The sequence below is a fragment of the Mycobacterium timonense genome, from assembly GCF_025821985.1.
In the GTDB taxonomy this organism is placed as follows: domain Bacteria; phylum Actinomycetota; class Actinomycetes; order Mycobacteriales; family Mycobacteriaceae; genus Mycobacterium; species Mycobacterium avium.
Window position 1 is genome coordinate 103,464 of record NZ_JACKSY010000051.1, and the last position, 26,190, is coordinate 129,653.

A 26,190-nucleotide genomic window follows, 5' to 3' on the forward strand; every position below is an offset into this window, starting at 1 on the left:
CTAGCCTCCCGGCTTCGCCGATGTGGTCACCACAGCCACCTTGCCCAACGCGGGCACCGTGTCGCGCGCCAAAAGCGCTGCCTCCCTTGACAGCGCGGGGCCGGCGGCGAAGGTTCGCAGCAGCGGCCAGGGCGCTTGCACCGCCGAGCCCGGATCGAGCCCGAGGGCGCGCAATGTCGATTCGTCGTTGGCGATCCCGAACCGGACGCCGTTGTCGGACACCCAGAACAGCGATTCCCGGGAATCGGAGGTGACCACGCCGCTGGTCGACGTCACGAAGTTCGCCGCGCCCGGCAGCACCAGCACCTGGTTGGCGACCACCGAGGCCGGGTCGCGGTCGTCGCGCACCAGATGCACGATCCGGTTGTCCAGGTACGACGGCGTCGGCAGCCCGCGGCCGTTGTACACGACGACCCGCGCCTGCGGATCCGTCGAGCCCTTCTCCCACCCGACGCAGGTGGTCGGATTGGCCGCGGTGTCAATGAAATTCAGCCGCTTGGTCGGGTAGTAGTCCACCGCCAGCGAGGTCACCTCGGGAATGTTGACCAGCACGTCGGGGGTGACCACCCGCGGCGCCGTCGATCCGTAGGAGTTGGCGCTGCGCAACAGGTCGGCGACGAAGCTGGTCACCTTTTGCACCCCGTCGGGCAGCAACACGTAGAACTGGGTGCCGCCGCTGGCGGTCTGGGCTTGCAGCACCGCACCGACCTGCGAACCCGACACCCACGTCGACGGGGTGCCCGCCAGCGGCACCGGGGGCACACCCAGCGGCTCGGTCGCGGGCAGCGCGTCGAAGAGCGCCCGCGAAATCTCCACCGGCAGCGTCACTCCCGGGTCCAGGCCCAGGCTCAGCGTGACCGCGCGGTTGACCGGGTCGATCTGCGAGCGCTTGCCTCCCCAGATCACGTAGGTGTTGCCCTCGAACGTCACCAGCAATCCGGCGTCGTCGCGCAGCGGTGCCGCGCGGTCGAATCCCTCGAGCGGACCGGCGATCGAGGTCACCACCGGCTTTTCCGGGCTGCGCGGGCGGCCCGCCGTGTCGCACACCGCCCAGGCTGAAATGGCGCCGCGGTGCACCGGCATCGCCGCCGGCGCCCCGGGGATGCCGACCAGCGGGCCCGTCGGATATTTTGCTATCTCAGCGGGTTTCACCCAGGTCGGCTGGTTCGCCGTCCCGGTGGCCAGCCGCGCGGAGGTCAGGTTCAGCGCCGGGTAGAGCCGCCCGTCGATCTTCGCGTAGAGCGCCCCGGAGTCACGGTCCCCGATGATCGTCGAATCACCCACGATGCCAGTGGGTTTCAGCACGTTCAGCAACATCATCCACCCGGAGGCGATGGCCACCAGCACCATGGACAGCACCAGCGCGGCGGTCTGCTTGCGGTCGTCGTGCTTCATGCGCACCGAGAAGCGGGTGGTCGCCGCCCGCAGCCGCCGGTTGTAGAACAGGTGCCCGGAGTTCTGGTCGCGGTTAGACAAACTCAGCGGCATCGTCAGTACCCCTTGGGTGATCGGCGAGGATCGGCCTGCTGAATCCGATCGGCGAGATTCGACGCGTCGGCGGCAACCCCGTAACGGCCCATCGCATAGTTGATGAACGCGCACGCCTGCGCGACCAGGTTGTGGATGTCGCGCGAGGTGCCGCGCTGGTGATAGGCGGCGAAGGTGGGTTCGATGAATTGCCAGGCGCCCTTGCTGGGGGTGCCCCGCGCGGCGTTGGCATCCCAGTCGTTGACCGCGCCGGCGTTGTAGTTCGATTCGCGACGGGCCACCAGGTCCATGCCGCGCTCCCAGCGGGCCCGCGCCGCCGGGTCGTGAATGCCCTTGATATCCAAGGCTTTACGGATGGCGGCCAGCACCGCGGGGCGTCCGCCGGGCTGGTTGGCGGACCCGGCGGCCGGACGGCGGTGGCGGTAGTGCAGGCGTCGCAGCCGCAGCGCGAGCAGCCGCGCGCGCCGCCGCGAGCGGCTGATGTGCCGATGCTGGGTGCGCAGCCGCGCCGCCATGCGGGCCATGGCCTCGCGCCGGCCCAGCGGGGTATCGGCGGCCGGTGCCGCGTCGGCCAGCGCGGCGTCCAGCACCGCGCCCGTCGCCGCCCGGCCGTGCGCGTGATCGGCCCGCGCCGCCGTCAGGCCGGTCCGCAGCGCCCGGTCGGCGTCGTCCGACTGCGCCAGCCGTTGCGTCAAGGCACCCGACCGGGCGACAACGGCGGCCGGAAGCGTGGACGGTGACGTGGTGCGGGGCCGGGCCGTCGGGGCACCGAGGGGGTCGCGGGTAGGGGCGCCGGCGAACAGTTCGTGGCCGCGCGACAACGCGGCGACCGCTTGCATTCTCAGGGGATCGGTCACCGGCTTCCCCACCCCGATCCACCTGCGCGCCGTGGCGGCGCCGCATCCTTACCGGACACTCGAGCTAGTACTCCCACACCCTCCTGGCCGCGAACGCCGCAGACCTACCAATAGCATGCACGTATCGACAGTTCTGCTGTCAATAACGGGCAATCCGGGCTGACCCGCGCATGGGGATCGTTGGGATCGGCCGGCCGCGATTACGTAGCGACCCTACTGCGGTGGGACCCACCCGACCACTCACCTCTGGTTTCGGGGTGGACTATTCCTTGGGCTCGTCGTCGGACGGCATGATCACGATCCGGCGGTTGGGCCGGTTGGTGACCACGGTCGGCTTGGCCTCGCCGGGCTTGCTGCCCGGAGCGCTGGGCGGGATCGTCAAGCGGCCCTTGACCGGCTGGCCGTTGGGCACGCCCGGGGCGGTGACCCGCTTCTCGACCGGCTTGTCCTTGTTGCCGCCTTCGCCGCCGGCGCCCATCGCGCCCGGCGGCATCATCGGCATGCCCGTCATGCCGGTTTGTCCGGGCATGGCGGGCATCCCGCCGGTCGGCGGCATCATCGCGGCTTTGGCGCCGGCCGGGGTGGTCGGCGGGGATGACGTCGGCACCGGCGGCGGGCCCAGCGAGCTGGTCGGAACCGTGCCGCCCCCGCCCAAGCCGGCGCCGCCGCCACCCGCGCCCGCACCGCCGCCCAGGCCGGATCCGGCGCCGCCGACGCTGTCGACCAGATGCGCGTTGTCGGCCAGCGACGCCGCGCCGTGGGCGCCCTGAACCGCGCTCATCAGCGGCTGCAGGGCGCTTTGGCCGGCCTGCATCGCCTGCTGGGGAAGCTGGGTGAGCGGTCCCATGACGCCGCCCATCGCCCCGCCGAGGGCGCCGGTGACGCTGGACAGCATCTGCTGCAGCATCTGCATCTCTTGCGAGCCGTTGGCCTCGTTGGCCGGGAACTTCGCGGCGGCGTCGGCGGCACGGGCCTTGCGGTCCGCGTCGGCGGCGGCGGCGTCGGCGGCGTCCTTGGGGACGTTGGCGTTGCCGGCCCCGCCGACCATGCCCTGCCCGGCGTCGGCGGGTGACGTACCGCCCGGCGGCACCGGAAACGGCCGCGGAATCGACGCCGGTGGTCCCCCGACTATCGCCGTAGTAGTCGGCAGATCATTTTTGATAATTCCCCCGGGACCACCCACGACCTCACCTCCACCCCGCTCGTTCGACGCTTATCCAAGCGCTGGCGATCATTCGTATCGCCATTTTGTCACAGCGCGCCGATAAAGGTATTCACCCGAGGAATGCGGGCTACGAGCCGGCGCGGTGGTTGATTGCCTGGAACCAGGCCAGGTGATAGTGCGCGAGGTACTCGTGGCCGTCGATCAACGCCTGGATGGCCGCCAAAAGCATCCAGTCCCCGACAGCCGCCGGGTCGTGATGGGGATATGCCGTTAATACCGCGTGCTGAATTTCGGCGGTGCATTCGCGCAGCATCCGGATTTCACTTTCCAGCACACCCGTCTTCCGCACCGCCGGTGCCGCGACCGCCTGGGCGATGCGCGGCAGGCCGTCGCGACGGCGGACGGCGTCCACCAGCGTGGGGCCCAGCTCGTCTATCTGCGGTGCGGCCGAGCGGGCCGGCCGATCGCCGCTGAGCGTCGGCTCGTCCGAACCCGGTTCGGCCACATAGGTATTGGCGTGATGGGCGGCCGCGACCGTGACCGCGCCGAGCAGGTCCACCACGTTGGCGTCGTGGCGGCGGGCGGCCGGCTCGAGCAGGGTGACGTGGGCGGGCAGCCGGACGTGCGGTGGAATCCACCCGCTCGCTAGGTCGGTGACCAGCAGCGTGGTGATGCCGTCGTCGCGCAGCCCCGCCGCCCAGGACAGGCGGGGTTCCTGCCGGGCTACCGCGTCGACGAGTCGCTGCAGCCGCTGCTGTTCGGCCGCCCGACTGGATGCGGCGCCGGCGGTCGCGCCCGCGGCCGCCGATACCGCCGATGCGTTCGCCAGCGTCGAGGAGCCCGCGCCGGCCTGGCCGGCCGCGGCCGACGCGGCGCTGCGCTCCACCGGGGAGACCAGCGTGCCGCCCGCCGATGGCGACGATGCCGGCGAGGGGGCCACCGGCGCGCCGGAGACCGGGCCGGTGGGCGCGGACGGCACCGATGGCGCCGCCAAGACCGGTGGGCGTAGATCGGAACCGTAGGCGGGCAACGACCCGGAGGGGACCGACGGCCCGCCGGTCGCCGCGGACGACCACGAGCCACCCGTCATGACCGCCGGTGCGACCGGAGCGGCGCCGCCTGCGGCCGACGGGGCCGGCGCGGCGGCCGGCGGCGCGTCGACGGGAGGCGTTGCCGCGATGAAGGCGCCGGCGCTGGGGACGGTCGGCGCTACCGGCGGTGTGCCCGCCGGGGTTTGCGGCGCCCCCGTCTCCATCGCTTGCAGCGCGTTCGCCGAAAAGGCTTGTCCGCCAGGCCCTGTCGCCTGGCCGGTCGCCAACCCAGAGGCGAACGATTGCGCCAGGTTGGGCTGCCCGCCCGGGCCGAGGCCCAGCCCCGACGGCGCCATCGCCGCAGGCGCGCCGTGTACGCCAGGGACGCCCGACGGGACAGTTCCCGAGGCGGCGGAGAACGACGGGGCAGGGGCAACGCCCGTAGCACCACCTCCTGGTACCTGGCCGCCAGGAACGGTGGCATTCCCGAATGCGGCTGGTGCCGCATTCGGGCTTCCGCCCGACGCTCCCTGCCCACCGTGAATTCCACTCTCTCCAAATCCTGATGGCTGCGCTGTCGGACCGATGTGACTGGGCGCTGACTTCGCATGAATACCACTGTCTCCCAGCTTTCCTGGACTTGTCAGCGCCATTCCGAGGTCGTCCTTACCTATCGCCGGGGGCGCCGCAGCATCATCAGTGTTAAAGCCGTTTGCTCGCGCCCAACTCCGAGCATCGCCACCGACACCGTCAGCATCAAGAATCTTCTGCGTGGCCGCCATCATCTTGTCGACCGCGTCGCGGCTAGCGTTCGCGGCATCGGCATTACAGCGCAACTGGACTGCTTGTATTTCAGCTAACTTCTCCGGAGGCAGCTTTTTCGACGCCAGAATCTGGTTGATCTCGTTGTTGCCTGTATTGGCTATCTCTGACAACCTGCTTCGCAAATAATCGGTGGCGTCCGCAGCGGAATTGAATGCCGATGCCTTAGCCTGATATTTCTCAGCGAGGTCTAGGTGAAATTTTTCACCCTGTTGGAACCGATCTATAAGATCGTCTGCCGTATGGCCTTGGTTGTGGGCAGCGAACAACGTCCACTGAGTCCGCAGGGTCTGCGAATAAGCCTGCTGCTCGACGCATGCTTCACTCCAATGTTGAGCGCCAGCCCGTAAGGCCGTCGACGGCGCCGGCCACCAGGGTCCGATTAGGGCCGCTGTCCAAGTTCCCGCCGGAAGGTCAACTCCCACCGCATACCTTTTTCGTTGCGACTTTTGTTGCGATGTTGTTGGCGTGCGGGTTGGCTTCTGCGCTCCGGCCTTCGGCGACAACTACCGACGCCGTTGCGAGAGCCGCAACTGCCATCAACAAACGCGAACGTGTCCATGCTCCCAACGGGTATTGGGAGGGCGTGATCCTTGCCGGACGATGGACGGCTGGGCGCCGATAAAGGCCTGGAGGCATTTCAGCCACGATGTGCCCTCCCTCAATCAGAACGTCCTGTCTAGTGCGTGACACGCCGGCTACTCCCGCTGCTCTAATAGTGGAGCAGGCCACGGGAAGACAGCAATTCACCGCTGACGAACCACTCTGGGGTCACAGCAAGCTCTGAACGGGACGGACCAGATCCGGCACTCATAACTTGGCAGGTGCACTCAAGCGCGCACCCCTACCGAAAGAAGCCTGCCAGGTCGCAGCGGTCCATCACATTCGAGGAACGTCTTACGCTCGGTGCGAGGATAGTGATTCGCCCAAACCCCTTCATCGCTGTCTAGCGGGCGGCGAAGTACGCGTGGCCGCAGCCTCAACCGCCGCAGACCCTTTTCATCTCAGAATCCTTGGCATTCACGTCGTTAGCCGCTGAGCGCCAAACGGGATCGTCGCGTGTCTGCACCAAGCTGGCAGTTGCTTGGGCGTGGCTATACGCCGCGGCCAATGCAAGTGCAGCAGCTCGATCGGCGGCTGATAGCTCGGGGCTAGTTCGCACTGCCTGTTCCAGTATGACCGCAGCATTTACAGTCGAGATTCCTGCAAAAGCAGGATTATCACCGTTGGTGTCAATCTGAACTGCGCGCGATGCAAGCTTGTAGCTGTCGCACAACTTCTGATGCGCAGCCGCCGTCTGCTCTGCCGTGTACGAGGGCGTCGTTGAGGTGGTCGAGGAAACCGTTGACGAACCACCGGTAGGCCGTGTCAGCGCGACCACCAGAGCCGCACCGCCCAGCAGAACAGCCACCGCGGCCAAGGCGACCGCCGGCCATGTCCTCGAACGAGACGGCTGAGGAGGAAAAGCTGGCGCCCACTGCGTCGGATTCGGCGGCCCCGTCATTGGCCCCTGCCCAGGGGCCGGCGGCAAATCCCCCACCATGCTTCCTCCTAAGTGTCTGCAATCGCCCTTCGAGACCGTATCCCGAATACTCGGCTCCAATAGTTGAACAGCTAACGGCGTAACGAGCAATCACCGCGACTCCGGGTGGTTGCGGTCCAGCAGCCGTGAAAGCGTCGCTGCCCCCGATTCTCGGCGAGAACGCAGTCCGTGGTTGACGGTGCATGGGTCCCCTGCGATCCCGATGGCACGACGAACAGACAAGCGTCGTAAGGCTTTTAGTGCCTCAGGGGCACAATGGTCGAGCCGATCCGATAAAGGATCGGCCTCCACCCCAACTTTCAAGCGTTCGATGGTGACGGGCTGGAACTGGGTCGCAGCGCGCGCATTTCGGTCGCGTTCTGCTGATCTATGTTGGTGAAACTGTTGGCCGCGTGGTGCGCCTTGGTGCCAACACCGGTCAGCGTCTCGCTGTGCGCCTGCAGGTTGTTGACGTGTTGTTCGTGCGCGACCGCGACGGCGCTATGGAATGCGTCGGCGGCGGCGAAGTCACCGAACATCCCGGACGCTACGGTCCCGCCCGCCAGTTGATCGGCCCCGTTCCGGGCGTGCCCGCCCGCGCGATGGGACTGGTTGCCTCCGGAGTGCAAAAGGTCGGTATCGACGAACATCAGCACTCCTTCCCTGCGTCGAACCTTTGCATTAAGCCTTGTGATCAGGCTAAACGCGGCGCACCGGGCGGTCAATTCACCCCAATGCCGGCCGGTCACCAGACACCCACACCCCGCCCAACGGCCAACGGCCGCTAGAACCCGTGCCCATTGGTGACCGAGCGTGCCGGCCGCTCCCATTCCGGATCGACCACCACCGGCATACGGATCTCCACCCGCGGCAGCGACAGCGTCCCCAACGGAGTGTGCACCCGGCCGAGAATGGACACCCGCGCCGCGTCTCGGTCGCGAGCCAGCATGCCCTCCGCCGCCAACTGGTCGCCGCGGCCGGTGACGATCTCGGTCATGTTGTGCAGCGCCTCGCTGCCCACGTCATAGTAGTGCGAGTGGTCGGTGAACCACGGCATGACGCTGTGCGAACCGGCAACTTCGGCGCGGAACCGCACGGCCTCGAAACCGGCATGCGCCGGGTCGGTGCCCAGCCCGGCCAGCGGACCCAGCGGACCGCCCAGCGTCTCGTTGAGCCCATTGGGCAGACCGCGACCCGACTCGCCGATCCAGCTGATCGCATCGGTTGACGCCGCACCCACATACAGCCTGCCGCCGTCGAGGTGAAAGTCCGCGGCGCCGTGCGCCAGATCCGTGCCCGGGCAACCGGTTAGCACCGCGTCGTTGGCGCGCATACCGCTGTTGGCGAACGCGTCGGCCACGGTCGTCGACCCGTAGGAATGGCCGATGACCGTCACATGAGCCCGGCTTCCCGCGTCGTGTGTGGCGGCCAGCCCATTGACGTCGCCTGCCAACAGCACACCGGCCTGCCGCGCCCTCCAGGGCGTGCCGACCTGTTCCAATTTCGCCGGGTCGGTCACGGCCTGCTCCCAGTGCGAATCGTCGAATTCCGGTGCGTCATAACCCATCCAGGCCAGCGCCGCGGTGGCGTGGTGGGGGTCGGCCCGCTGCGCTTGCGTGTAGAGGTTGATGGCGTCGTCGGCTCCGTCGGACATCCACCCGCCGCGCACGCTGCTGTTGGTGCCCGGCACGACGACTGCGGTGTTGCGGGACTTGTCCGGGTTGCCGATGGCGATGCCCGCCCTGCCCTTGCCCGCGAACGCCAGCGGGTCGTAGGCCCACAGCATCAGCGCCAACCCGGGGTCGCACGCTTTGTTGAGGCAGTCGTTGGTCTTCACCGCGTTCTGGTACCGGACGATGTCGGTGGCGCAGAGCCCGTAGGACGCCGGGTTGCTGAACATGTCGATATCCCTGTTGTGGAGCGCGTTGTCGCGCAGTGCCTCAACCGATACACCTCGCACTCGGGCGACGGCTTCGACCTTGCTCAGGTCGTCAGTCATCGTCGCCCGATTGACCGAGTCACGCGCCTCGGCGGGAATACCGTTGAGATTGCCCAACTCCTGCGGATGCTGATCGATCAACAAACGCTGTTGAGCGGCACTCAGCGAATCCCACCACCACTTGACCTGCTCAGGGCTGGTGTCGGCGGGCGGGATCGACAACTCGTCGACGCCCCTGACGTCCGCCGGGTCGACACCGTCGGCCTGCAGGCGTGCCAGCGCGCTGTGCAGGAGCCGGGAATAGCTCTCCCGAATCTGTCCGAGCACCAACGTGATTGCCTTGGTCTCGGTGACGGCGCTGTAGCGCAGCTCCTCGGCCGCGCAGTGATCGGCCTCCTCGAGGGCCTGGCCGATCTCGTCGTCGATGGCCGCGAGGTCATATTCCAGCGCTTCGATGTACCACGTGGACGTGCGTTGGGATTCGGCCAGCACCGCGGCGATGGTCTCCAAATCGGTTGCAATCCGCGGCAATTGCCGGCCCTCCACGGCTAACGCCCGGGTGACGCGCTGCACCTCGGCGGAGTCGTTGATCGGCAGCGCGCCGTTTCGGTGATTCCACGACGCCTCGAACCGACCTCGGGCCGCCGCAAACGCGACGTCGGCCTCCGCGGTGCTCATCCCCGCGTCATGGAACGCCCGGGCCAGGGAGGCGATCTGCGCCGGACGGCCAGCCTGCAGGCCCGAGTCGATCGACCACGGATCACCGCGGGCCTCGGTGACCAGAAACGGAATGCTCAAGTGGCGCAGCTGCATCGGCCGTATCCCCGGCGCGACGCCGCGTCAGATCACCACGCCGTACTCACAATGCGTTGGCGCCGTCGGCGAGACCGTCACCGTCGGTGTCAGTCAGCCGGACGTTCCATTTGCCATCACCGTCGGTGTCGACGTATCCGGTCACACCGGTCTCGTCGGTGCGCAGAACCCGGTCGGCCAGCCCGTTGCCGTCGGTATCGACGAGCCGGGCATCAAGGCGGCCGTGGCCGTCGAAGTCGACCATGGGCCCGCCGGTGTGCTCGATGCCGTCGAGGCCGAACCAACGCAGCTGGCCGTTGCGGTCCACGGCCACCGCCCACGTTCCCGAACCGTCGTCGGTGAAATAGGCCTCGGGCGTGCCGTCGTTGTCGAGATCCAGCACGGCGTGATCGACGAGGCCGTCCCCGTCCAGATCCGCCAGTGCATCGTCGCGCAGCCCGTCGTGGTCGAAATCCAGCCCGATCGATTCGAAACGGCCGTCGCCGTCAAGGTCGAGGTCGGGTTGACCGTGCCAGATCGCGGCCGCGCCGCCGTCGCCTGCCAAGCAATAGTCCACAAATTGTCGGACGCGCGGCCGCGGCTACCCGTTCCCGCGAGATCGCCACCAGGACAGCAGTTCTGCGGTCGCCTCGTCGGGATCCAACGGTCCCCGCTCCAGCCGCAGCTCCTTCAGGAACCGCCACGCCTCCCCGACCTGAGGGCCGGCCGGGATGCCCAGGATCTCCATGATCTGGTTGCCGTCCAAATCGGGGCGCACCCGCGCCAAGTCTTCTCGGGCGGCCAGCTCGGCGATGCGCGCCTCGAGCCTGTCATAGCTTGCCTGCAGCCGGGCGGCCCGGCGCTTGTTGCGGGTGGTGCAGTCGGCGCGCACGAGTTTGTGCAGCCGCGGCAGCAGCGGCCCGGCATCGGTGACGTAGCGGCGCACCGCCGAATCGGTCCACTTGCCGTCGCCGTAGCCGTGGAACCGCAGATGCAGGTACACCAGCTGCGAGACGTCGTCGACCATCTGCTTCGAATACTTCAAGGCGCGCAACCGTTTTCGGACCATCTTGGCGCCGACCACCTCGTGGTGGTGAAAACTCACGCCGCCGTTGGGCTCGTGGCGTCGGGTGGCGGGCTTGCCGATGTCGTGCAGCAGCGCGGCCCAGCGCAGCACCAGATCCGGGCCGTCGTCTTCGAGGGCGATCGCCTGACGCAACACGGTCAGCGAGTGCTGGTAGACGTCCTTGTGCTGGTGGTGTTCGTCGATGGCCATCTGCATGCCGCCGATCTCGGGCAGCACCACCTCACCCATTCCGCTGTGCACCAGCAGATCGATCCCGGCCACCGGATCGTCGCCGAGCACCAGCTTGTCCAGCTCGGCGGCCACCCGTTCCGCGCTGATCCGGGCCAGCTGCGGGGCCATCCGCTCGATCGCTTCGCGCACCCGGGGCGCGACGGTGAAGCCGAGTTGCGACACGAACCGGGCCGCGCGCAGCATCCGCAACGGATCGTCGCCGAACGACTCCTCCGGTGTGGCCGGGGTGTCCAGCACCCGCTGGCGCAGCGCCGCCAATCCGCCCAGGGGGTCCAGGAATTCGCCCGGCCCGTCGGGCGTGATCCGCACCGCCATGGCGTTGGCCGTGAAATCGCGGCGCCACAGGTCGTCCTCGAGGCGATTACCGAAGCGCACCTGGGGATTTCGGGACACCTGGTCATAGGTGTCGGCGCGAAAGGTGGTGATCTCCAGGCGGCGGTCGCCCTTGCCGACCCCGACGGTGCCGAACTCGATTCCGGTGTCCCACAGGTTGTCGGCCCACCGCCGCAGGATTTGCTGCACCTGCTCGGGGCGCGCGTCGGTGGTGAAGTCCAGGTCGGGGCTCAACCGGCCCAGCAGGGCATCGCGCACCGAACCGCCGACGAGGTAGAGCTGGTGGCCCGCGGCGTCGAACGCAGGACCCAGCTCGCGCAGCATCGGCGCATGCTTGTTGAGCGCGACCGCGGCGGCGGTCAGCAGCTCGGCATCCTGGGCGGCGTCAGGCACGTTCGACCAGCCTAGTCGGACCTGCACCAAAAGCCGGTGTGAGGAGCCTCGCACGGGATCAAAGGTGAATTGACCCGGCGCGGAGTCTCAGTAGCCTTACGCGCAGCGAGAAGGGTGAACGGCGGGACGTTGCGGTGCATCTCCGATACATAAGCAAGGCCGCACTGATTATGTTCGCGGGCGGAGACCCGTGGAAGATCAACGCCACACTGCAGAGCGGCCGGCCGGCCCAGATCTCAAACCTTGCAAAAGCGTTTCATGACGCCGGACGATCCACGGGAGAAGCCGAAGCCGCGTTCAACCTGGCGCGGGGTCGCTTCGAGCAGGCTTGGACACACGAGAACGGCGAGAATCCGATCAACGGCTCGGCCGAGGTTCAACGGACCACGACCTCACTCGGGGTACAAGCAGCTCAATTACCGGAAATCGGAGCCGATCTGGAGAAGGTCGCGGCCGCACTGGCCGAGGCCCAACGGTCGGGAAGGGGCGAGATTTCTTCGCTCGAAGGCGCGCTGCAAGATCTCGACGATCAAGTCGGTGAGGCGGTCGAGCTGGAGAAGAACCCTCAGTTGACGGCTTCGGAGAGGCAGTTGCTCAATCACTACATCGACGGACTCGAGAAGCATGCGATCGATGACACCAAGGCATCAGTAGCCAATCTGACGCGAATCCGCGATCAATATTCTCAGCAGCTGCACACTTCTATGGCCAACCTGCGTAAGCAGGACGGGTACGACCCGCCAATCCAGGCATTCGACGGCGACGTTCCGGAATCGCCCTCGCAGGACCAACGTCGTCACAACCAGATCGAGGCCTTCAAACAGGTCTTTGGCCGTGAACCATCTTCGGCCGCAGACTGGGAGACCGCTGCCGCGCTGGATTCGCAGACCTATGACTCCAAGTTCAACGGCGCCAAATCGGAGATCCGGGTGGTCAGGATCCGCCCGGTACCCGGGCAGGGAGTGGTCCGTGTCTCGCAGTGGATCGAACAACGCGATGTAAGAAGCTTTCCGCCTTGGAAGCGAGATCTTGGGAACAACCGCGGGGCCAATCCCAATTTCGACCCAGAGGATACCAAGGTAACCACATACATCGACTACGAAAATGGCATCGTTGTCTTGAGGCAGAATCCTTCCGTCGAAGAGAATTCGACAGGCGGGCCAGGCCCCGTGAAGGTCGGCATTCCGAAAGGCAGCGTGACGCAGCTTCCCGATGGATCGGTCCGGATTAAGTACGACGCCGGTAATCCTTTCGCGCCAGGCATCTCCGCCGATCCCAAGGGACCCCTTATGGACCACACGGTGACGGTCAACGGTGACCTGGTCTTCACCCCGGCGCCGGAAGGTGTGCAGGTGAATGGCACGCGCAGCAATTACCCCTCCTTGGAGGTGTATCAAGATCGGCCAGGCGGCACGACGCACACGGTGCTTACCGACCCGGCGCGATCCGGCAGCTCAGACGGACCCCTGTTGAATTTGCCCCGGCACCACGACGTAGGTCCGCTCGGCGGTAAGGCATTCGCGCCGTTCGACACCGGCCGATGGAATCCAAAGTACGATGTGCCGACTCCCCTACCTGCCACCGACTTTGGACCAGTCACCGACATCCCTTCTGTGCCCCCTCTGCCCACAGGCAGTGCAGTTCCCGCTTGATCACGAAGTCAGGACGACTAGTTATGCGCTCTTCGGCTCGCGAGCCATTCTTTGATGCTGAGGCGTGGCGTATAGCGACCGTATCTGCACCATTTGTCGTGCAAGGTGTCTTGGCGTTGCTGATGCTCACCTTATGGCTGTTGGGTGAGGGGCCGTTCAAAACGCATAGTGCGTACGCGGGCGAACGCGCCTGGATGGTGACTGCGTCGCTGATCGCCTCGGCGGTGTCTTTGTCGATCAGCGTCCCACTGGCGTGGACGCCGTCCTCACGACGTCGCGGTATCTCGCTCAGCCTCGCCGGCTGTTCCGCCCTTGTACTCGTCGGCGGCGTCCTTTACGCCTACCTGACCATGCGATGAAAGGGGTATGCCGGTGGATGGAGCGCCTTCTGCCCAATTGAATGGCCGTTACGGGCCGCTCAGTTTTCTAGTCACCCTTGCGCATATCCTCGTGATTGACTTTGCAACTTGGCTTTTCATGCCCTGGCTGATCTTGGTTCTTCTAGCGGTACCTGTATTGCTTGCGTATGCGGTAATTGGTGCCTTCGTTGCGCGAGGCCGCGGCAAGACCGGCCAGATCGGCCGCGGGATGCTTTGGGGTAGCGTCTCGGCGCCGTTGTCGGTATTAATCTTCGTTCCAGTCTGGCTCATTGCCCAAGCGATCGGCCCGATCTGACGAGACGCCTTCCGCCGGGTCCTCCCACGCCCACCCAGCGGCGAGTATGTCCAGGAGAACATGCCGTGCCAGCTACTATCGCTTGGGTGTCGGACGGCGAACAAGGCAAACCACGTCGGCGCCGGGGGCGGCGCCGCGGTCGTGGTGCTGCAACGTCGTCGGAGAAACAGACCAACGGTCAACTGACCGGCGACTCGACCGCCACCAAGCCCCGCCGATCCCGTGCCGCTCGCCGCGCCCCGGATCGGCTGCGCACCGTGCACGAAACCTCCGCCGGCGGCCTGGTCATCGACGGCCTGGACGGACCCCGAGAATCGCAGGTCGCCGCCCTGATCGGGCGCATCGACCGGCGCGGCCGGATGCTGTGGTCGCTGCCCAAAGGACACATCGAGCTCGGTGAGACCGCCGAACAGACCGCGATCAGAGAGGTAGCCGAAGAGACCGGCATCCGGGGCAGCGTGCTGGCCGCGCTGGGCCGCATCGACTACTGGTTCGTCACCGACGGCCGGCGCGTGCACAAGACCGTGCACCACTATCTAATGCGCTTCTCCGGCGGGGAACTCTCCGACGAGGACCTCGAGGTCGCCGAGGTCGCCTGGGTGCCGATGCGCGAGCTGCCGTCCCGGCTGGCCTACGCCGACGAACGCCGGCTGGCCCGGGTCGCCGACGAGCTGATCGACAAGCTGCAAAGCGACGGCCCGGCCGCGCTTCCGCCGCTGCCGCCCAGCTCCCCGCGCCGCCGCCCGCAGACGCATTCCCGGACAAGGCATTCGGAGACGCGGCATTCGGACAAACCGGCCACCGGCCGGAAGAACGGCCACGGACCGGGGCCGTGACGGCGCCGCGTTTGTGTTGGGCCGGCGGGTTGCGCATTGCCGCCGTGCTCGGCGTCCTGGCCGGGCTAGCGGTGCTCACCGGGCCGGTGACACCGCGCGCGGTCGCCGGCGAGCCGGGTGTGACGCCGTTCGTCCGGGTGCGCATCGACCAGGTCACCCCCGACGTCGTCACCACCACCAGCCCGCCCGTCGTCACGGTCAGCGGCATGGTGACCAACATCGGCGACCGGCCCGTCCGCGACGTCATGGTCCGCCTCGAGCACGCCGGCCCGGTCACCGCGTCGGCGGGTTTGCGCACCAGTCTGGACGGCGACACCGACCAGTACCAGGCCGCCGCCGACTTTCTCACCGTCGCACCCGAACTGCAGCGCGGGCAGGAGGTCGGCTTCACCCTGTCCGCGCCGCTGCGCGCGCTGACCAAGCAGTCGCTGGGCGTCGAGAAGCCCGGCATCTATCCCGTCCTGGTCAACGTCAACGGCACGCCCGACTACGGCGCGCCCGCGCGGCTGGACAACGCGCGCTTCCTGCTGCCCGTGGTGGGGGTGCCGCCGGACCGCGCCGACGACCTCGGCTCGGCCGTCGCACCCGACACCTCCAAACCGGTGGGGATCACCATGCTGTGGCCACTGGCCGACCGGCCCCGGCTGGCGCCCGGCGTGCCGGGCGGCACCATCCCCGTCCGCCTGGTCGACGACGACCTGGCCACCTCGCTGGCCAGCGGTGGCCGGCTCGACATCCTGCTGGCCGCGGCCGAGGTCGCCACCAGCCACGACGTCGACCCCGACGGCGCCGTCGGCCGCGCGCTGTGCCTGGCGGTCGACCCGGATCTGCTGGTCACCGTCAACGCCATGACCGCGGGCTACGTCGTCTCCGACTCCCCCGACGGGCCGGCCCAACTGCCCGGCACCCCCACCCACCCGGGCACCGGGCAGGCCACCGCGACCGAATGGCTCAACCGGCTGCGGGCGCTGGCGCACCGCACCTGCGTGGCCCCGCTGCCCTACGCGCAGGCCGACCTCGATGCCCTGCAGCGCGTCAATGACCCGGGCCTCAGCAACACCGCCCTCACCAGCGTCAACAGCATCGTCGACAAGATCCTGGACGTCCCCTCCACCCGCGGCGCCACGCTGATGCCCGACGGGCGGCTGACCGGCCGGGCGGTCAAACTGCTCGGCGCCAACCAGACCACCGTCGCGGTCACCGCCGCCGACCTGTCGGCCGGCGACGCCCAGGGCTCCTCGGAGACCAGCGTCGACACCGCGCCGCGGCGGGTGTCCCCGCAGGTCGTGGCGGCGCCGTTCGACCCGGCCGTCGGGGCCGCGCTGGCCGGCGCCGGCGTCAACCCCGAAGTGCCGACCTACCTCGACTCGTCGCTGACCGTTCGGCTGGCTCACGATTCGGTGACCGCCCGCCGCCAGGACGCGCTGGGCTCCATGTTCTGGCACGCGCTGCGCCACGACGACACCCCCCGCACCCAGCTCCTGGTCCCCCCGGCGACCTGGAATCTGCAGGCCGACGATGCGCAGGTGATCTTGACCGCGCTGACCACCAGCATCCGCTCCGGTCTGGCGGTGCCGCGCCCGCTGCCGGCGGTGATCGGCGAAGCCACCCAGGCCGCACAAACCGGCGGCCCACCGGCGAACCAGGTCAGCGCGGACGGCTCGACCCGCGGGCAGTTCAACGACGACGTCACCGGCGCGATCACCGGTCAGGTCGGCCGGCTGTGGGGGCTGACGTCGGCGCTGATGACCGACGACCGCACCGGGCTGACCGGCGTGCAGTACACCGCGCCGCTGCGCGAGGACATGCTGCGCGCGCTGAGCCAATCCGAACCGCCGGACAGCCGCAACGGGCTGGCCCAGCAGCGACTGGCGGTGGTCGGCAAGACGATCAACGACCTGTTCGGCGCCGTGACGATCGTCAACCCGGGCGGCTCCTACACCCTGGCCACCGAGCACAGTCCGCTGCCGCTGGCGCTGCACAACGGCCTGGCCGTGCCGATCCGGGTGCGGGTGCACGTGGACGCCCCGCCCGGCATGAACGTCACCGACGTCGGGGTGATCGAGCTGCCGCCGGGGTACCTGCCGCTGCGGATCCCTATCGAGGTTAACTTCACCCAGCGGGTCGCGGTCGACGTGACCTTGCGGACCGCCGACGGGATGCGGCTGGGCGAGCCGGTGCGGTTGTCGGTGCACTCCAACGCCTACGGCAAGGTGCTGTTCGCCATCACCCTGTCCGCCGCGGCGGTGCTGGTGCTGCTGGCGGGCCGGCGGCTGTGGCACCGCTTCCGCGGCCAGCCCGATCGCGCCGACCTGGACCGCCCCGATCCCCCCGATGCCCGGCACGCCGCCCAGCCCGACCTCGCCGACCCGCGCGTCGAACAAGAGCACCGCGTATGAACCCCGCCTACCGGCAGGCCGCACCGCACCACCGCCGCCTGCCCGAGCCGCCGCGGCGTCCCCGCATGTCGGGCTCCCCGCCGACCGGGCCGCTGCCGCCCGTCCCCGCCGGAATCGACCGGCGCCGCCCGGAGCTGTCGGACTCGGCGCTGGTGTCGCGGTCGTGGGCGATGGCGTTCGCGACGTTGGTCAGCCGTCTCACCGGCTTCGCCCGGGTGGTGCTGCTGGCCGCGATCCTGGGCGCGGCGCTGTCCAGCGCGTTCTCAGTGGCCAATCAGCTGCCCAACCTGGTGGCGGCCCTGGTGCTGGAGGCGACGTTCACCGCGATCTTCGTGCCGGTGCTGGCCCGCGCCGAGCAGAGCGACCCCGACGCCGGCGCCGCGTTCGTGCGGCGCCTGGTCACGCTGACGACCGCGCTGCTGATCGTCGCGACGGCGCTGTCGGTGGCGGCCGCCCCGCTGCTGGTACGGCTGATGCTGGGCCGCACCCCGCAGGTCAACGAGCCGCTCACCGTCGCCTTCGCCTACCTGCTGCTGCCCCAGGTGCTGGCCTACGGGCTCACTTCGGTGTTCATGGCAATCCTGAACACCCGCAACGTGTTTGGGCCGACGGCGTGGGCGCCGGTGGTCAACAACGTCGTCGCCCTCGCCACCCTGGCGGTGTACGCGCTGGTGCCCGGCGAGCTGTCGGTGGATCCGGTGCGGATGGGCAACGCCAAGCTGCTGGTGCTGGCGGTCGGCACCACGCTGGGCGTGTTCGCCCAGACCGGGGTGCTGCTGGTGGCGCTGCGCCGCCAGCACGTGGACCTGCGTCCACTGTGGGGAATCGACCAGCGGCTCAAGCGATTCGGCACCATGGCCGCCGCCATGGTGCTCTACGTGCTGATCAGCCAGCTCGGCCTGGTGGTCGGAAACCAGATCGCCAGCACCGCAGCCGCTTCCGGCCCGGCGATCTACAACTACACCTGGCTGGTGCTGATGCTGCCGTTCGGCATGATCGGCGTGACGGTGCTGACCGTGGTGATGCCGCGGCTAAGCCGCAACGCCGCCGCCGACGACACCCGGGCCGTGCTGGCCGACCTGTCGCTGGCCACCCGGCTGACCCTGATCACGCTGATCCCGATCGTGGCGTTCATGACCGTCGGCGGCCCCGCGATGGGCAGCGCGCTGTTCGCCTACGGCCACTTCGGCGACGTCGACGCCGGCTACCTGGGCGCCGCGATCGCCCTGTCCGCGTTCACCCTGATCCCCTACGGCCTGGTGCTGCTGCAGCTGCGGGTGTTCTACGCCCGCGAACAGCCCTGGACCCCGATCGTGATCATCCTGGTCATCACGGCGGTCAAGATCCTCGGTTCGGTGCTGGCGCCGCACCTCACCGGCGACCCCAAGCTGGTGGCCGGCTTCCTCGGTCTGGCCAACGGCGTCGGCTTCCTGGCCGGCGCGGTCATCGGCTACGTCCTGCTGCGCCGCACGCTGCTGCCGGGCGGCGGCCACCTGATCGGGGTCGGCGAGGTGCGCACCATCCTGGTCACGCTGACCGCCGCCATGCTGGCCGGACTGGTCGCGCACGTGGCCGACCGGCTGCTGGGGCTGGGTGCGCTGACGGCGCACGGCGGCGGCGCCGGCTCGCTGCTGCGCCTGCTGGTGCTGGCGCTCATCATGGTGCCGATCACGGCCGCGGTGATGCTGCGCGCGCAGGTTCCCGAAGCCCGGGCCGCCCTGGACGCCGTCCGCTTCCGCATCACGGGCCGGGGACCGCGGCCCCGCAAACCCGCTGCGCCGGATCGATCGTCTCACCGGCGCCCGGTCACGTACCCTGAGCAGAGGAATTCGTCCCCGCCTGGGGTAAATGCGGTCCAGGAGCCGATCCGGCGCAGGCCTCCGGAGCGGGCAAACCGAGCCCGGCTAGTGAAAGGACCGGAGGTGACCGACCGCCCGATGGAGAGCGCCGCATCCAGCGCCGGGCCCGGCACAGGGTCGGGTGCTCCGCGGCCGGTCGCCGACGACTTCCAGCCCGACATTCCCGCCGACCAGCCCGACCGCCCCCGCAAGGCCGACCCGCGGCCCGCCGACCAGAAAAACGGCGACGTCGGGACCCGCCGCGGCCCGTTCGACGTGCCCCGCGAGCGCACCGCCGACTCGTCGACCGACGACGTCCACCTGGTCCCCGGCGCCCGCATCGCCGGCGGCCGGTACCGGTTGCTGGTGTTCCACGGCGGCGCCCCGCCGCTGCAGTTCTGGCAGGCCCTCGACACCGCCCTGGACCGGCAGGTGGCGCTGACCTTCGTCGATCCCGACCGCGCCCTGCCCGACGAGGTGCTGCAGGAGATCCTGTCCCGCACGCTGCGGCTCAGCCGCATCGACAAGCCCGGCATCGCCCGGGTGCTCGACGTGGTGCACACCGGCTCCGGCGGCCTGGTGGTCTCCGAGTGGATCCGCGGCGGATCGCTGCAGGAGGTCGCCGACACCGCGCCGTCACCGGTGGGCGCGGTGCGGGCCATGCAGTCGCTGGCCGCCGCCGCCGACGCGGCGCACCGCGCCGGTGTCGCCCTGTCGATCGATCACCCGAGCCGGGTGCGGGTCAGCATCGAAGGCGACGTGGTGCTGGCCTACCCGGCGACCATGCCCGACGCCAACCCGCAGGACGACATCCGCGGCATCGGGGCCGCGCTGTATGCGCTGCTGGTCAATCGGTGGCCGCTGGCCGAGAGCGGGGTGCGCAGCGGGCTCGCACCGGCCGAACGCGACTCCTCGGGCAACCCGCTCGAACCGATGGCCATCGACCGCGACATCCCCTTCCAGATCTCCGCGGTCGCCGTCCGGGCGGTCCAGGATGACGGCGGAATCCGCAGTGCCTCAACGCTTTTGAACCTGCTTCAGCAGGCCACCGCGGTCGCCGACCGCACCGAGGTGCTCGGGCCGATCGACGATTCGCCCTCGCCGTCGACGGCGCTCATCTCGCCCGGGAACGATCCTGCGACCTTCGCGCGGCGGCGGCGCAACGTGCTCATCGGGGTGGGCGCCGGCCTGGCCGTCCTCGTCGCGGCGCTGCTGGTGCTGGCGTCGATCGTGAGCAAGATCTTCGGCAACGTCGGCGGCGGCCTCAACAAGGACGAGCTGGGCCTCAATGGGCCCTCGTCGTCCACGTCGGCGCCGCAGACCACCACGTCCGCGGCCGCCGGCAGCGTCGTCAAACCCACCCGGGCCAGCGTCTTCTCCCCCGACGGCGACGCCGACAACCCCGGCACCGCCGGCCAGGCGATCGACGGCGATCCCTCCACCGCCTGGGCGACCGAGGTCTACACCGACGCCGTGCCGTTCCCCAGTTTCAAACAGGGCGAGGGCCTGATCCTGCAGCTGCCCAGCCCGACCGTGGTCGGCCAGGTCAGCATCGACACCCCCAGCACCGGGACCAAGGTGGAGATCCGGGCCGCGTCGTCCCCGACACCGGCCGGCCTCAACGACACGACCGTGCTGGCCCCGGCCTTCACCCTCAAGCCGGGCCACAACGTCATCCCGGTGCGGGCCGGTTCGCCGACGTCGAATCTGCTGGTGTGGATCTCGACGCTGGGCACCACCAACGGCAAGAGCCAGGCCGGATTTTCCGAGATCACGGTCCAGGCCGCGTCCTGAATCCCGGCGCGTCGCAAGCACTCACATGAGCGCCGGCGAGTGAAGTGCCGCGGGATACCCGATTGGTTACTGTCCGGCCGTGGGCTTCGGAAGAAACGGCAACGGTGACCGCAGCGACGCCGAGCTGCTGGCAGCCCACGTGGCCGGCGACCGGTACGCCTTCGGCGAGCTGTTCGTCCGGCATCAGCGCCACCTGCACCGGCTGGCCCGGCTCACGACGCGCAGCCCCGAGGACGCCGAAGACGCGCTGCAGGACGCCATGCTCTCGGCACACCGCGGCGCGGGCGCGTTCCGGCATGACGCGGCCGTCGGCAGCTGGCTGCACCGCATCGTGGTGAACGCCTGCCTGGACCGGCTGCGCCGCACCAAGGCCCACCCGACGGTCCCGCTGGAAGACATCTATCCCGTCGCCGATCGCACGGCCCAGGTGGAGACGACGCTGGCGGTGCAGCGCGCCCTGATGCGGCTGCCGGTCGAACAACGCGCGGCGATCGTCGCCGTCGACATGCAGGGCTATTCGGTGGCCGACACCGCGCGGCTGCTCGGCGTTGCCGAGGGCACCGTCAAGAGCCGGTGCGCCCGCGCCCGGGTGCGGCTCGCCGAACTGCTGGGCTATCTCGATGCCGGGGCCCACGCCGCTGCCGAGGGCGCCGCCGGCCAGGCCTGACGGCGGCCCCGCACCGGCCGTCCGTGGCGATCACTGCGGCCATGACGGACACTGGGTCCGATGGCTACAGCGGGCAACGACGCGGCGGATCACCGCAACGCGGAATCCGACCCTCCGCTGACCGCCGAGCTGCTCGCCGACCTGCAGGCCGGCGTGCTCGACGACGCGGCCGCCGCCCGGGTCCGCCGACGAGTCCGCGCCGACCCGCACGCCGCCGACGTGCTCGACGCGTTGAACCGGGTTCGCCGCGAGGTCGCCGCCCTCGGCGCCGATCCGGCCTCGCCACCCGACCCTCCCCCGCAGGTCACCGCCCGCGTCGCCGCGGCGCTGCGCTCCGCCGAACCCGTCGGGGCCACCCCGCGGGCCGCTCATTCGGCCCGCCCGCCGCTGCGCACGGCCCGCGCCATTGCCGCGGTCGCCGGGTTGGGCGCGGCGCTGGCCGCGATCGGCGTCGGCACCGTGGCGTTGCTGCGCACGCCCGCACCCGCCCCCAGCACCCCTACCGACATCGAGCACATCACGGTGTCGACGCCGCCGATGCAGATCCCGCTCTCGCGCGCCGAGATCCTCGGCCTGCTCGACCGCAGCCCCGACTTCGGGCCGCTCAGCGACCCGGCCCGGCGCGCGTCGTGCCTGACCGGCCTGGGCTACCCGGCGTCCACGCCGGTGCTGGGGGCGCGTCCGGTCGCCATCAACGCCCGCCCCGGCGTGGTCCTGGTGATCCCCGGCGACAGCCCGCACGTCCTGACCGTCTACGCGGTCTCGGCGAACTGCAGCGCCGCCGACACCGGGCTGTTGGCCAACACCGAAGTGCCCCGCCCCTAATGTGGTGCAAGGGGTGCCGGCCGTGTTGTTCGCGACAGCGGGGAACAGCCATCCCTACCCTGGCGTTTATACCGATCCAGAGACCATCGCTCGAAAGGTTTTCATGACCGCCGACACTGTCCACGACGTGATCATCATTGGCTCGGGTCCCGCGGGCTACACCGCCGCGTTGTACACCGCGCGGGCGCAGCTGGCGCCGGTGGTGTTCGAGGGGACCTCGTTCGGTGGGGCGTTGATGACCACCACCGAGGTGGAGAACTACCCCGGTTTCCGCGACGGGATCACGGGCCCGGAGTTGATGGATCAGATGCGTGAGCAGGCGCTGCGGTTCGGCGCCGATCTGCGGATGGAAGACGTCGAGTCGGTGTCGCTGGCCGGTCCGGTCAAGTCGGTGACGACGGCCGAGGGTGAGACGGTGCGGGCGCGGGCGGTGATCCTGGCCATGGGCGCCGCCGCGCGGTATCTCGGTGTGCCCGGCGAGCAGGACCTGCTGGGCCGCGGTGTCAGTTCGTGTGCGACGTGCGACGGGTTCTTCTTCAAGGACCAGGACATCGCCGTCATCGGGGGCGGGGATTCGGCGATGGAGGAGGCCACGTTCTTGACGCGGTTCGCCCGCAGCGTCACGCTGCTGCACCGCCGCGAGGAGTTCCGGGCGTCCCGGATCATGCTGGAGCGGGCCCGCGCCAACGACAAGATCACCATCGTGACCAACAAGGCGGTCGAGGCGGTGGAGGGCTCGGAGACGGTGACGGGTTTGCGGTTGCGCGACACGGTCACCGGCGAGACGTCGACGTTGGCGGTCACCGGGGTGTTCGTGGCGATCGGTCACGACCCGCGTTCGGAGCTGGTGCGCGACGTGCTGGACACCGACCCCGACGGCTATGTGTTGGTGCAGGGCCGCACCACGGCCACCTCGATTCCGGGGGTGTTCGCCGCCGGGGACCTGGTGGACCGCACCTACCGTCAGGCCGTCACCGCCGCCGGCAGCGGTTGCGCGGCGGCCATCGACGCCGAACGCTGGCTCGCCGAACATGCCGAGTCCAGTGCGGCGGCGCAAGGCGATGCCACCGAATTCCCGGGCAGTACCGACACATTGATTGGAGCACCGCAATGACCGACGCCGAAAAGGCCATCGCCACAATAGAAGTCTCCGACGCATCGTTTTCCACCGATGTGTTGGCCAGCAATAAGCCTGTGCTGGTTGACTTTTGGGCGACATGGTGTGGTCCCTGCAAGATGGTTGCGCCGGTGCTCGAGGAAATCGCCAGCGAGCGCGGCGATCACCTCACCGTCGCCAAGCTCGACGTCGACGCCAACCCGGAAACCGCCCAAAACTTCCAGGTGGTCTCCATTCCCACCCTGATCCTGTTCAAGGACGGCCAGCCCGTGAAGCGGATCGTCGGCGCCAAGGGCAAGGCGGCGCTGCTGCGTGAGCTTTCCGACGCGGTTCCCAACCTCGGCTGATCTTCTTTTCATTTCGTCGCACCACGCCCCGCGGATGGCCTGGGGTTTTCCCGAATTCACGAAGCGTCTGCGACAATACGGTTAGCTGTTGCCGCTATGCGAGCCAGTCAGTTTGTCCCGGAGGGCCCTTGGTATGTCGAGTCCGCGCCGCGAATACGGCGACGCGCTGCGCTGTGGTGACCGCAGCGCTGCTGTGACCGAGATCCGGGCCACGCTCGCCTCGTTGGGGCTGCTGGCCAGCGCCGATGAGGATCTCAGCACCGGCCGGCACGTGGCCCTGGAACTCTTCGACGCCGAGCTCGACCAGGCCGTCCGCGCCTTTCAACAGCATCGCGGCCTGCTGGTGGACGGCATCGTCGGGGAAGCGACCTACCGGGCGCTCAAGGAGGCGTCCTACCGGCTCGGCGCCCGCACGCTGTATCACCAATTCGGCGCGCCGCTTTACGGCGACGACGTCGCGACGCTGCAGGCCCGGCTGCAGGATCTCGGTTTCTACACCGGCCTGGTCGACGGCTACTTCGGGTTGCAGACCCACAACGCTTTGATGTCGTATCAGCGTGAGTACGGGCTGTCCGCCGACGGCATCTGCGGCCCGGAAACGTTGCGCTCGTTGTACTTTCTGAGTTCGCGGGTCACCGGCGGATCGCCGCACGCGCTGCGCGAGGAGGAGCTGGTCCGCCGATCGGGCCCCAAACTGTCCGGCAAGCGAATCATCATCGACCCGGGCCGCGGCGGCGCCGACCACGGCATGATCATGCAGGGCCCGTCCGGCCCGATCAGCGAAGCAGATGTGTTGTGGGACTTGGCAAGCCGGCTCGAGGGCCGGATGACCGCGATCGGCATGGAGACCTTCCTGTCGCGGCCGGTCAACCGCAGCCCGCTGGATGCCGAACGCGCGGCCACCGCCAACAATGTCGGCGCCGACCTGATGATCAGCCTGCGCTGCGAAGCTCAAAAAAGCCCCGCCGCCAACGGGGTGGCATCCTTTCACTTCGGCAACTCGCACGGCTCGGTATCCACCATCGGGCGCAACCTCGCCGACTTCATCCAACGAGAAGTGGTGGCCCGCACCGGTTTACGGGACTGCCGAACGCACGGCCGGACGTGGGATCTGCTGCGGCTGACCCGCATGCCCACGGTTCAGGTCGACGTCGGCTACGTCACCAACCCGCACGACCGCGCGATGCTGGTGTCCACCCAGACCCGCGATGCGATCGCCGAGGGAATTCTCGCCGCGGTCAAGCGGCTCTACCTGTTGGGCAAAAATGACCGTCCCACAGGCACATTCACTTTCGCCGAGTTACTGGCCCACGAATTGTCGGTGGAGCGCACCAGCCAGATGGGCGGTTCCTGAACCGCACCGGCCGCTAGTCGGGCGGGGCGGTTTTCATGCGTTCGCCGGCGTGGACGCGGCCCCGACCGGCTGCTCGAGGCGGGCGCTCTCCAGCAGACGCTCCAGCGCCGCCTCGACTTCGGCCTTCCACCCGAGACCCTTGTCGAGCTCGAGCCGTAACCGCGGGAAGTACGTATGTGGCGCTACCACAACGAATCCCGCGTCTTTGAGGAACTCCGCGTCCATCACGCAGTGGTCCACCGAGCAATCACCGACGGCCTCCAACACCGGACGCAGATCGGGACCCACCAGGCGCGGATCCTGTAGCTCCGACGCGGCCGGGGTGCGGCCGAACGCCTCGAGGGCGCGCACCCCGCGACGGACCAGTTCGTCGATCACCCGGGCGAGCAAGGCGTGCGGCAGGTCGTCGGCGGCCGGCCCGGGTTCGATTCCCATGGACGTCAACAGCACCGCGTCCGCGGACACCGGTCCGGTCGGAAAACGTTGGGCCCGCGGCACCGCTCGCGGCGGGGCATAGAACACATAGCCCAGACACGGCGGCTCGGCCTGGCTTCGCTCGTCGGGGATCGCCGTCGCCACCTGACCGCAGCACCCCCACTCCAGCATCACCATCGACAGCCACGCTTCCTTTTCGAACTCGGCGTCGGCGAGGTGGTCGTGGTTACCGAGGACGGCGGGATCGACCTCCCAGAAGACGCACCGGCGGGCGTGTTTGGGAAGCTGCTCGAAGGCCTCGAGCCGCAGCGGCGTGATTCGGGCGGACACTAGCCTCCTGGCTCCTGTGCGGTACTGCAGCGATCTGCACCGGCAACCCCTCCAGGATAGGAGAGGTGGCGATGATCGGGCTAGCTTTGGCCCGGCCGCCCGGCCCGGCGCCGGCGGACCGCCGCCCGGGACGGATCAGCCCCTGTCGGATTTCGAAATTTGTTGGTGCACATGCGATTTCGCCGAGCCACCCGGCACCGGCCGGGCGGATTCGGGCCCGCACCGGTCGCGGCGTCACAGTGACGTAATTACACCGGGTCC

At 68.9% G+C, this 26,190-nt stretch carries 22 protein-coding genes; 12 read left to right on the forward strand and 10 right to left on the reverse strand.

Annotated elements, in window-relative coordinates; all coding sequences use genetic code 11:
- From eccB to H7I87_RS14550, 4 genes are all read right to left on the reverse strand, one after another.
- Complete coding sequence (eccB, locus tag H7I87_RS14535) at window positions 1-1,488, reverse strand: type VII secretion protein EccB (RefSeq protein WP_009979957.1); 1,488 nt, start codon at window positions 1,486-1,488, stop codon at window positions 1-3.
- A gap of 2 nt (window positions 1,489-1,490) precedes the next feature.
- Window positions 1,491-2,327 carry a transglycosylase SLT domain-containing protein gene (locus tag H7I87_RS14540; protein ID WP_033724977.1) on the reverse strand — a complete coding sequence of 279 codons (837 nt, stop codon included), beginning with the start codon at window positions 2,325-2,327 and terminating at the stop codon, window positions 1,491-1,493.
- Between the two features lie 280 nt (window positions 2,328-2,607).
- Window positions 2,608-3,393 carry a hypothetical protein gene (locus H7I87_RS14545; RefSeq protein ID WP_029412241.1) on the reverse strand — a complete coding sequence of 262 codons (786 nt, stop codon included), beginning with the start codon at window positions 3,391-3,393 and terminating at the stop codon, window positions 2,608-2,610.
- Window positions 3,394-3,637: 244 nt separating this feature from the next.
- Window positions 3,638-4,897 (reverse strand): DUF5631 domain-containing protein, encoded by a 1,260-nt coding sequence (locus tag H7I87_RS14550; protein WP_011726585.1) that lies wholly within the window; start codon window positions 4,895-4,897, stop codon window positions 3,638-3,640.
- Window positions 4,898-5,312: 415 nt separating this feature from the next.
- Here H7I87_RS14550 and H7I87_RS14555 point away from each other — a divergent pair, with 415 nt between their 5' ends.
- Window positions 5,313-5,492, forward strand: a complete 180-nt coding sequence (locus H7I87_RS14555) for a hypothetical protein (RefSeq protein ID WP_011726586.1) — start codon at window positions 5,313-5,315, stop codon at window positions 5,490-5,492.
- A gap of 850 nt (window positions 5,493-6,342) precedes the next feature.
- Here the strand turns inward: H7I87_RS14555 and H7I87_RS14560 are convergent.
- The 5 genes from H7I87_RS14560 to H7I87_RS14580 form a co-directional block, all read right to left on the reverse strand.
- Complete coding sequence (locus H7I87_RS14560; protein WP_080708794.1) at window positions 6,343-6,996, reverse strand: hypothetical protein; 654 nt, start codon at window positions 6,994-6,996, stop codon at window positions 6,343-6,345.
- 209 nt (window positions 6,997-7,205) lie between these two features.
- On the reverse strand, window positions 7,206-7,535 hold the full coding sequence (locus H7I87_RS14565) for a DUF2563 family protein (protein ID WP_033727445.1): 330 nt from the start codon (window positions 7,533-7,535) through the stop codon (window positions 7,206-7,208).
- A gap of 134 nt (window positions 7,536-7,669) precedes the next feature.
- Complete coding sequence (locus H7I87_RS14570; protein ID WP_033727433.1) at window positions 7,670-9,637, reverse strand: putative alpha/beta hydrolase; 1,968 nt, start codon at window positions 9,635-9,637, stop codon at window positions 7,670-7,672.
- 46 nt (window positions 9,638-9,683) lie between these two features.
- On the reverse strand, window positions 9,684-10,193 hold the full coding sequence (locus tag H7I87_RS14575; RefSeq protein WP_023862109.1) for a hypothetical protein: 510 nt from the start codon (window positions 10,191-10,193) through the stop codon (window positions 9,684-9,686).
- 24 nt (window positions 10,194-10,217) lie between these two features.
- Entirely contained in the window at window positions 10,218-11,660 is a 1,443-nt protein-coding gene (locus H7I87_RS14580; protein WP_033727434.1) for a CCA tRNA nucleotidyltransferase, read from the reverse strand.
- Window positions 11,661-11,830: 170 nt separating this feature from the next.
- Between H7I87_RS14580 and H7I87_RS14590 the strand changes: the two genes are divergently transcribed.
- The 11 genes from H7I87_RS14590 (at window position 11,831) to H7I87_RS14640 (ending at window position 25,164) form a co-directional block, all read left to right on the forward strand.
- Entirely contained in the window at window positions 11,831-13,312 is a 1,482-nt protein-coding gene (locus H7I87_RS14590) for a putative alpha/beta hydrolase (protein WP_263424462.1), read from the forward strand.
- 110 nt (window positions 13,313-13,422) lie between these two features.
- Window positions 13,423-13,671 carry a hypothetical protein gene (locus H7I87_RS14595; RefSeq protein ID WP_224111707.1) on the forward strand — a complete coding sequence of 83 codons (249 nt, stop codon included), beginning with the start codon at window positions 13,423-13,425 and terminating at the stop codon, window positions 13,669-13,671.
- A 13-nt stretch (window positions 13,672-13,684) separates the two neighbouring features.
- Window positions 13,685-13,987, forward strand: a complete 303-nt coding sequence (locus H7I87_RS14600; RefSeq protein ID WP_224164012.1) for a hypothetical protein — start codon at window positions 13,685-13,687, stop codon at window positions 13,985-13,987.
- Between the two features lie 86 nt (window positions 13,988-14,073).
- The gene (locus H7I87_RS14605; protein ID WP_003878297.1) at window positions 14,074-14,823 is read left to right on the forward strand and encodes an NUDIX hydrolase; all 750 of its coding nucleotides are present in this window, start codon (window positions 14,074-14,076) and stop codon (window positions 14,821-14,823) included.
- Window positions 14,820-17,222: a hypothetical protein gene (locus H7I87_RS14610; RefSeq protein ID WP_033718843.1), complete on the forward strand. Its 2,403-nt coding sequence runs from the start codon at window positions 14,820-14,822 to the stop codon at window positions 17,220-17,222. Before H7I87_RS14605 ends, H7I87_RS14610 begins: the two co-directional genes overlap by 4 nt.
- Before the next feature lie 65 nt (window positions 17,223-17,287).
- Window positions 17,288-20,854, forward strand: coding sequence for a murein biosynthesis integral membrane protein MurJ (locus tag H7I87_RS14615; protein WP_031348221.1), 3,567 nt, complete (start codon window positions 17,288-17,290; stop codon window positions 20,852-20,854).
- 79 nt (window positions 20,855-20,933) lie between these two features.
- Entirely contained in the window at window positions 20,934-21,521 is a 588-nt protein-coding gene (gene sigM / locus H7I87_RS14620; protein ID WP_003874356.1) for an RNA polymerase sigma factor SigM, read from the forward strand.
- 60 nt (window positions 21,522-21,581) lie between these two features.
- Window positions 21,582-22,346 carry an RsmA family anti-sigma factor gene (locus H7I87_RS14625; RefSeq protein ID WP_011726594.1) on the forward strand — a complete coding sequence of 255 codons (765 nt, stop codon included), beginning with the start codon at window positions 21,582-21,584 and terminating at the stop codon, window positions 22,344-22,346.
- Between the two features lie 103 nt (window positions 22,347-22,449).
- Window positions 22,450-23,460, forward strand: a complete 1,011-nt coding sequence (trxB, locus tag H7I87_RS14630; protein WP_031344939.1) for a thioredoxin-disulfide reductase — start codon at window positions 22,450-22,452, stop codon at window positions 23,458-23,460.
- Window positions 23,457-23,810, forward strand: a complete 354-nt coding sequence (gene trxA, locus H7I87_RS14635; protein ID WP_011726596.1) for a thioredoxin — start codon at window positions 23,457-23,459, stop codon at window positions 23,808-23,810. Before trxB ends, trxA begins: the two co-directional genes overlap by 4 nt.
- A gap of 133 nt (window positions 23,811-23,943) precedes the next feature.
- Entirely contained in the window at window positions 23,944-25,164 is a 1,221-nt protein-coding gene (locus H7I87_RS14640) for an N-acetylmuramoyl-L-alanine amidase (protein WP_003874360.1), read from the forward strand.
- Between the two features lie 33 nt (window positions 25,165-25,197).
- On the opposite strand, the gene H7I87_RS14645 is transcribed toward H7I87_RS14640, so the two are convergent.
- Complete coding sequence (locus H7I87_RS14645; RefSeq protein ID WP_011726597.1) at window positions 25,198-25,929, reverse strand: hypothetical protein; 732 nt, start codon at window positions 25,927-25,929, stop codon at window positions 25,198-25,200.
- Between the last annotated feature and the right edge of the window lie 261 nt (window positions 25,930-26,190).

Excerpts from the sequence above, each read along its gene's own strand:
- H7I87_RS14625 (WP_011726594.1), top strand. The coding sequence starts at position 21,582 with ATGGCTACAGCGGGCAACGACGCGGCGGATCACCGCAACGCGGAATCC.
- trxB (WP_031344939.1), top strand. The coding sequence starts at position 22,450 with ATGACCGCCGACACTGTCCACGACGTGATCATCATTGGCTCGGGTCCC.
- H7I87_RS14550 (WP_011726585.1), bottom strand. The coding sequence starts at position 4,897 with ATGGCGCCGTCGGGGCTGGGCCTCGGCCCGGGCGGGCAGCCCAACCTG.
- H7I87_RS14570 (WP_033727433.1), bottom strand. The coding sequence starts at position 9,637 with ATGCAGCTGCGCCACTTGAGCATTCCGTTTCTGGTCACCGAGGCCCGC.
- trxA (WP_011726596.1), top strand. The coding sequence starts at position 23,457 with ATGACCGACGCCGAAAAGGCCATCGCCACAATAGAAGTCTCCGACGCA.
- H7I87_RS14565 (WP_033727445.1), bottom strand. The coding sequence starts at position 7,535 with ATGTTCGTCGATACCGACCTTTTGCACTCCGGAGGCAACCAGTCCCAT.
- H7I87_RS14615 (WP_031348221.1), top strand. The coding sequence starts at position 17,288 with ATGTCGGGCTCCCCGCCGACCGGGCCGCTGCCGCCCGTCCCCGCCGGA.
- H7I87_RS14590 (WP_263424462.1), top strand. The coding sequence starts at position 11,831 with ATGTTCGCGGGCGGAGACCCGTGGAAGATCAACGCCACACTGCAGAGC.
- H7I87_RS14640 (WP_003874360.1), top strand. The coding sequence starts at position 23,944 with ATGTCGAGTCCGCGCCGCGAATACGGCGACGCGCTGCGCTGTGGTGAC.
- H7I87_RS14545 (WP_029412241.1), bottom strand. The coding sequence starts at position 3,393 with ATGGTCGGCGGGGCCGGCAACGCCAACGTCCCCAAGGACGCCGCCGAC.
- H7I87_RS14540 (WP_033724977.1), bottom strand. The coding sequence starts at position 2,327 with ATGCAAGCGGTCGCCGCGTTGTCGCGCGGCCACGAACTGTTCGCCGGC.
- eccB (WP_009979957.1), bottom strand. The coding sequence starts at position 1,488 with ATGCCGCTGAGTTTGTCTAACCGCGACCAGAACTCCGGGCACCTGTTC.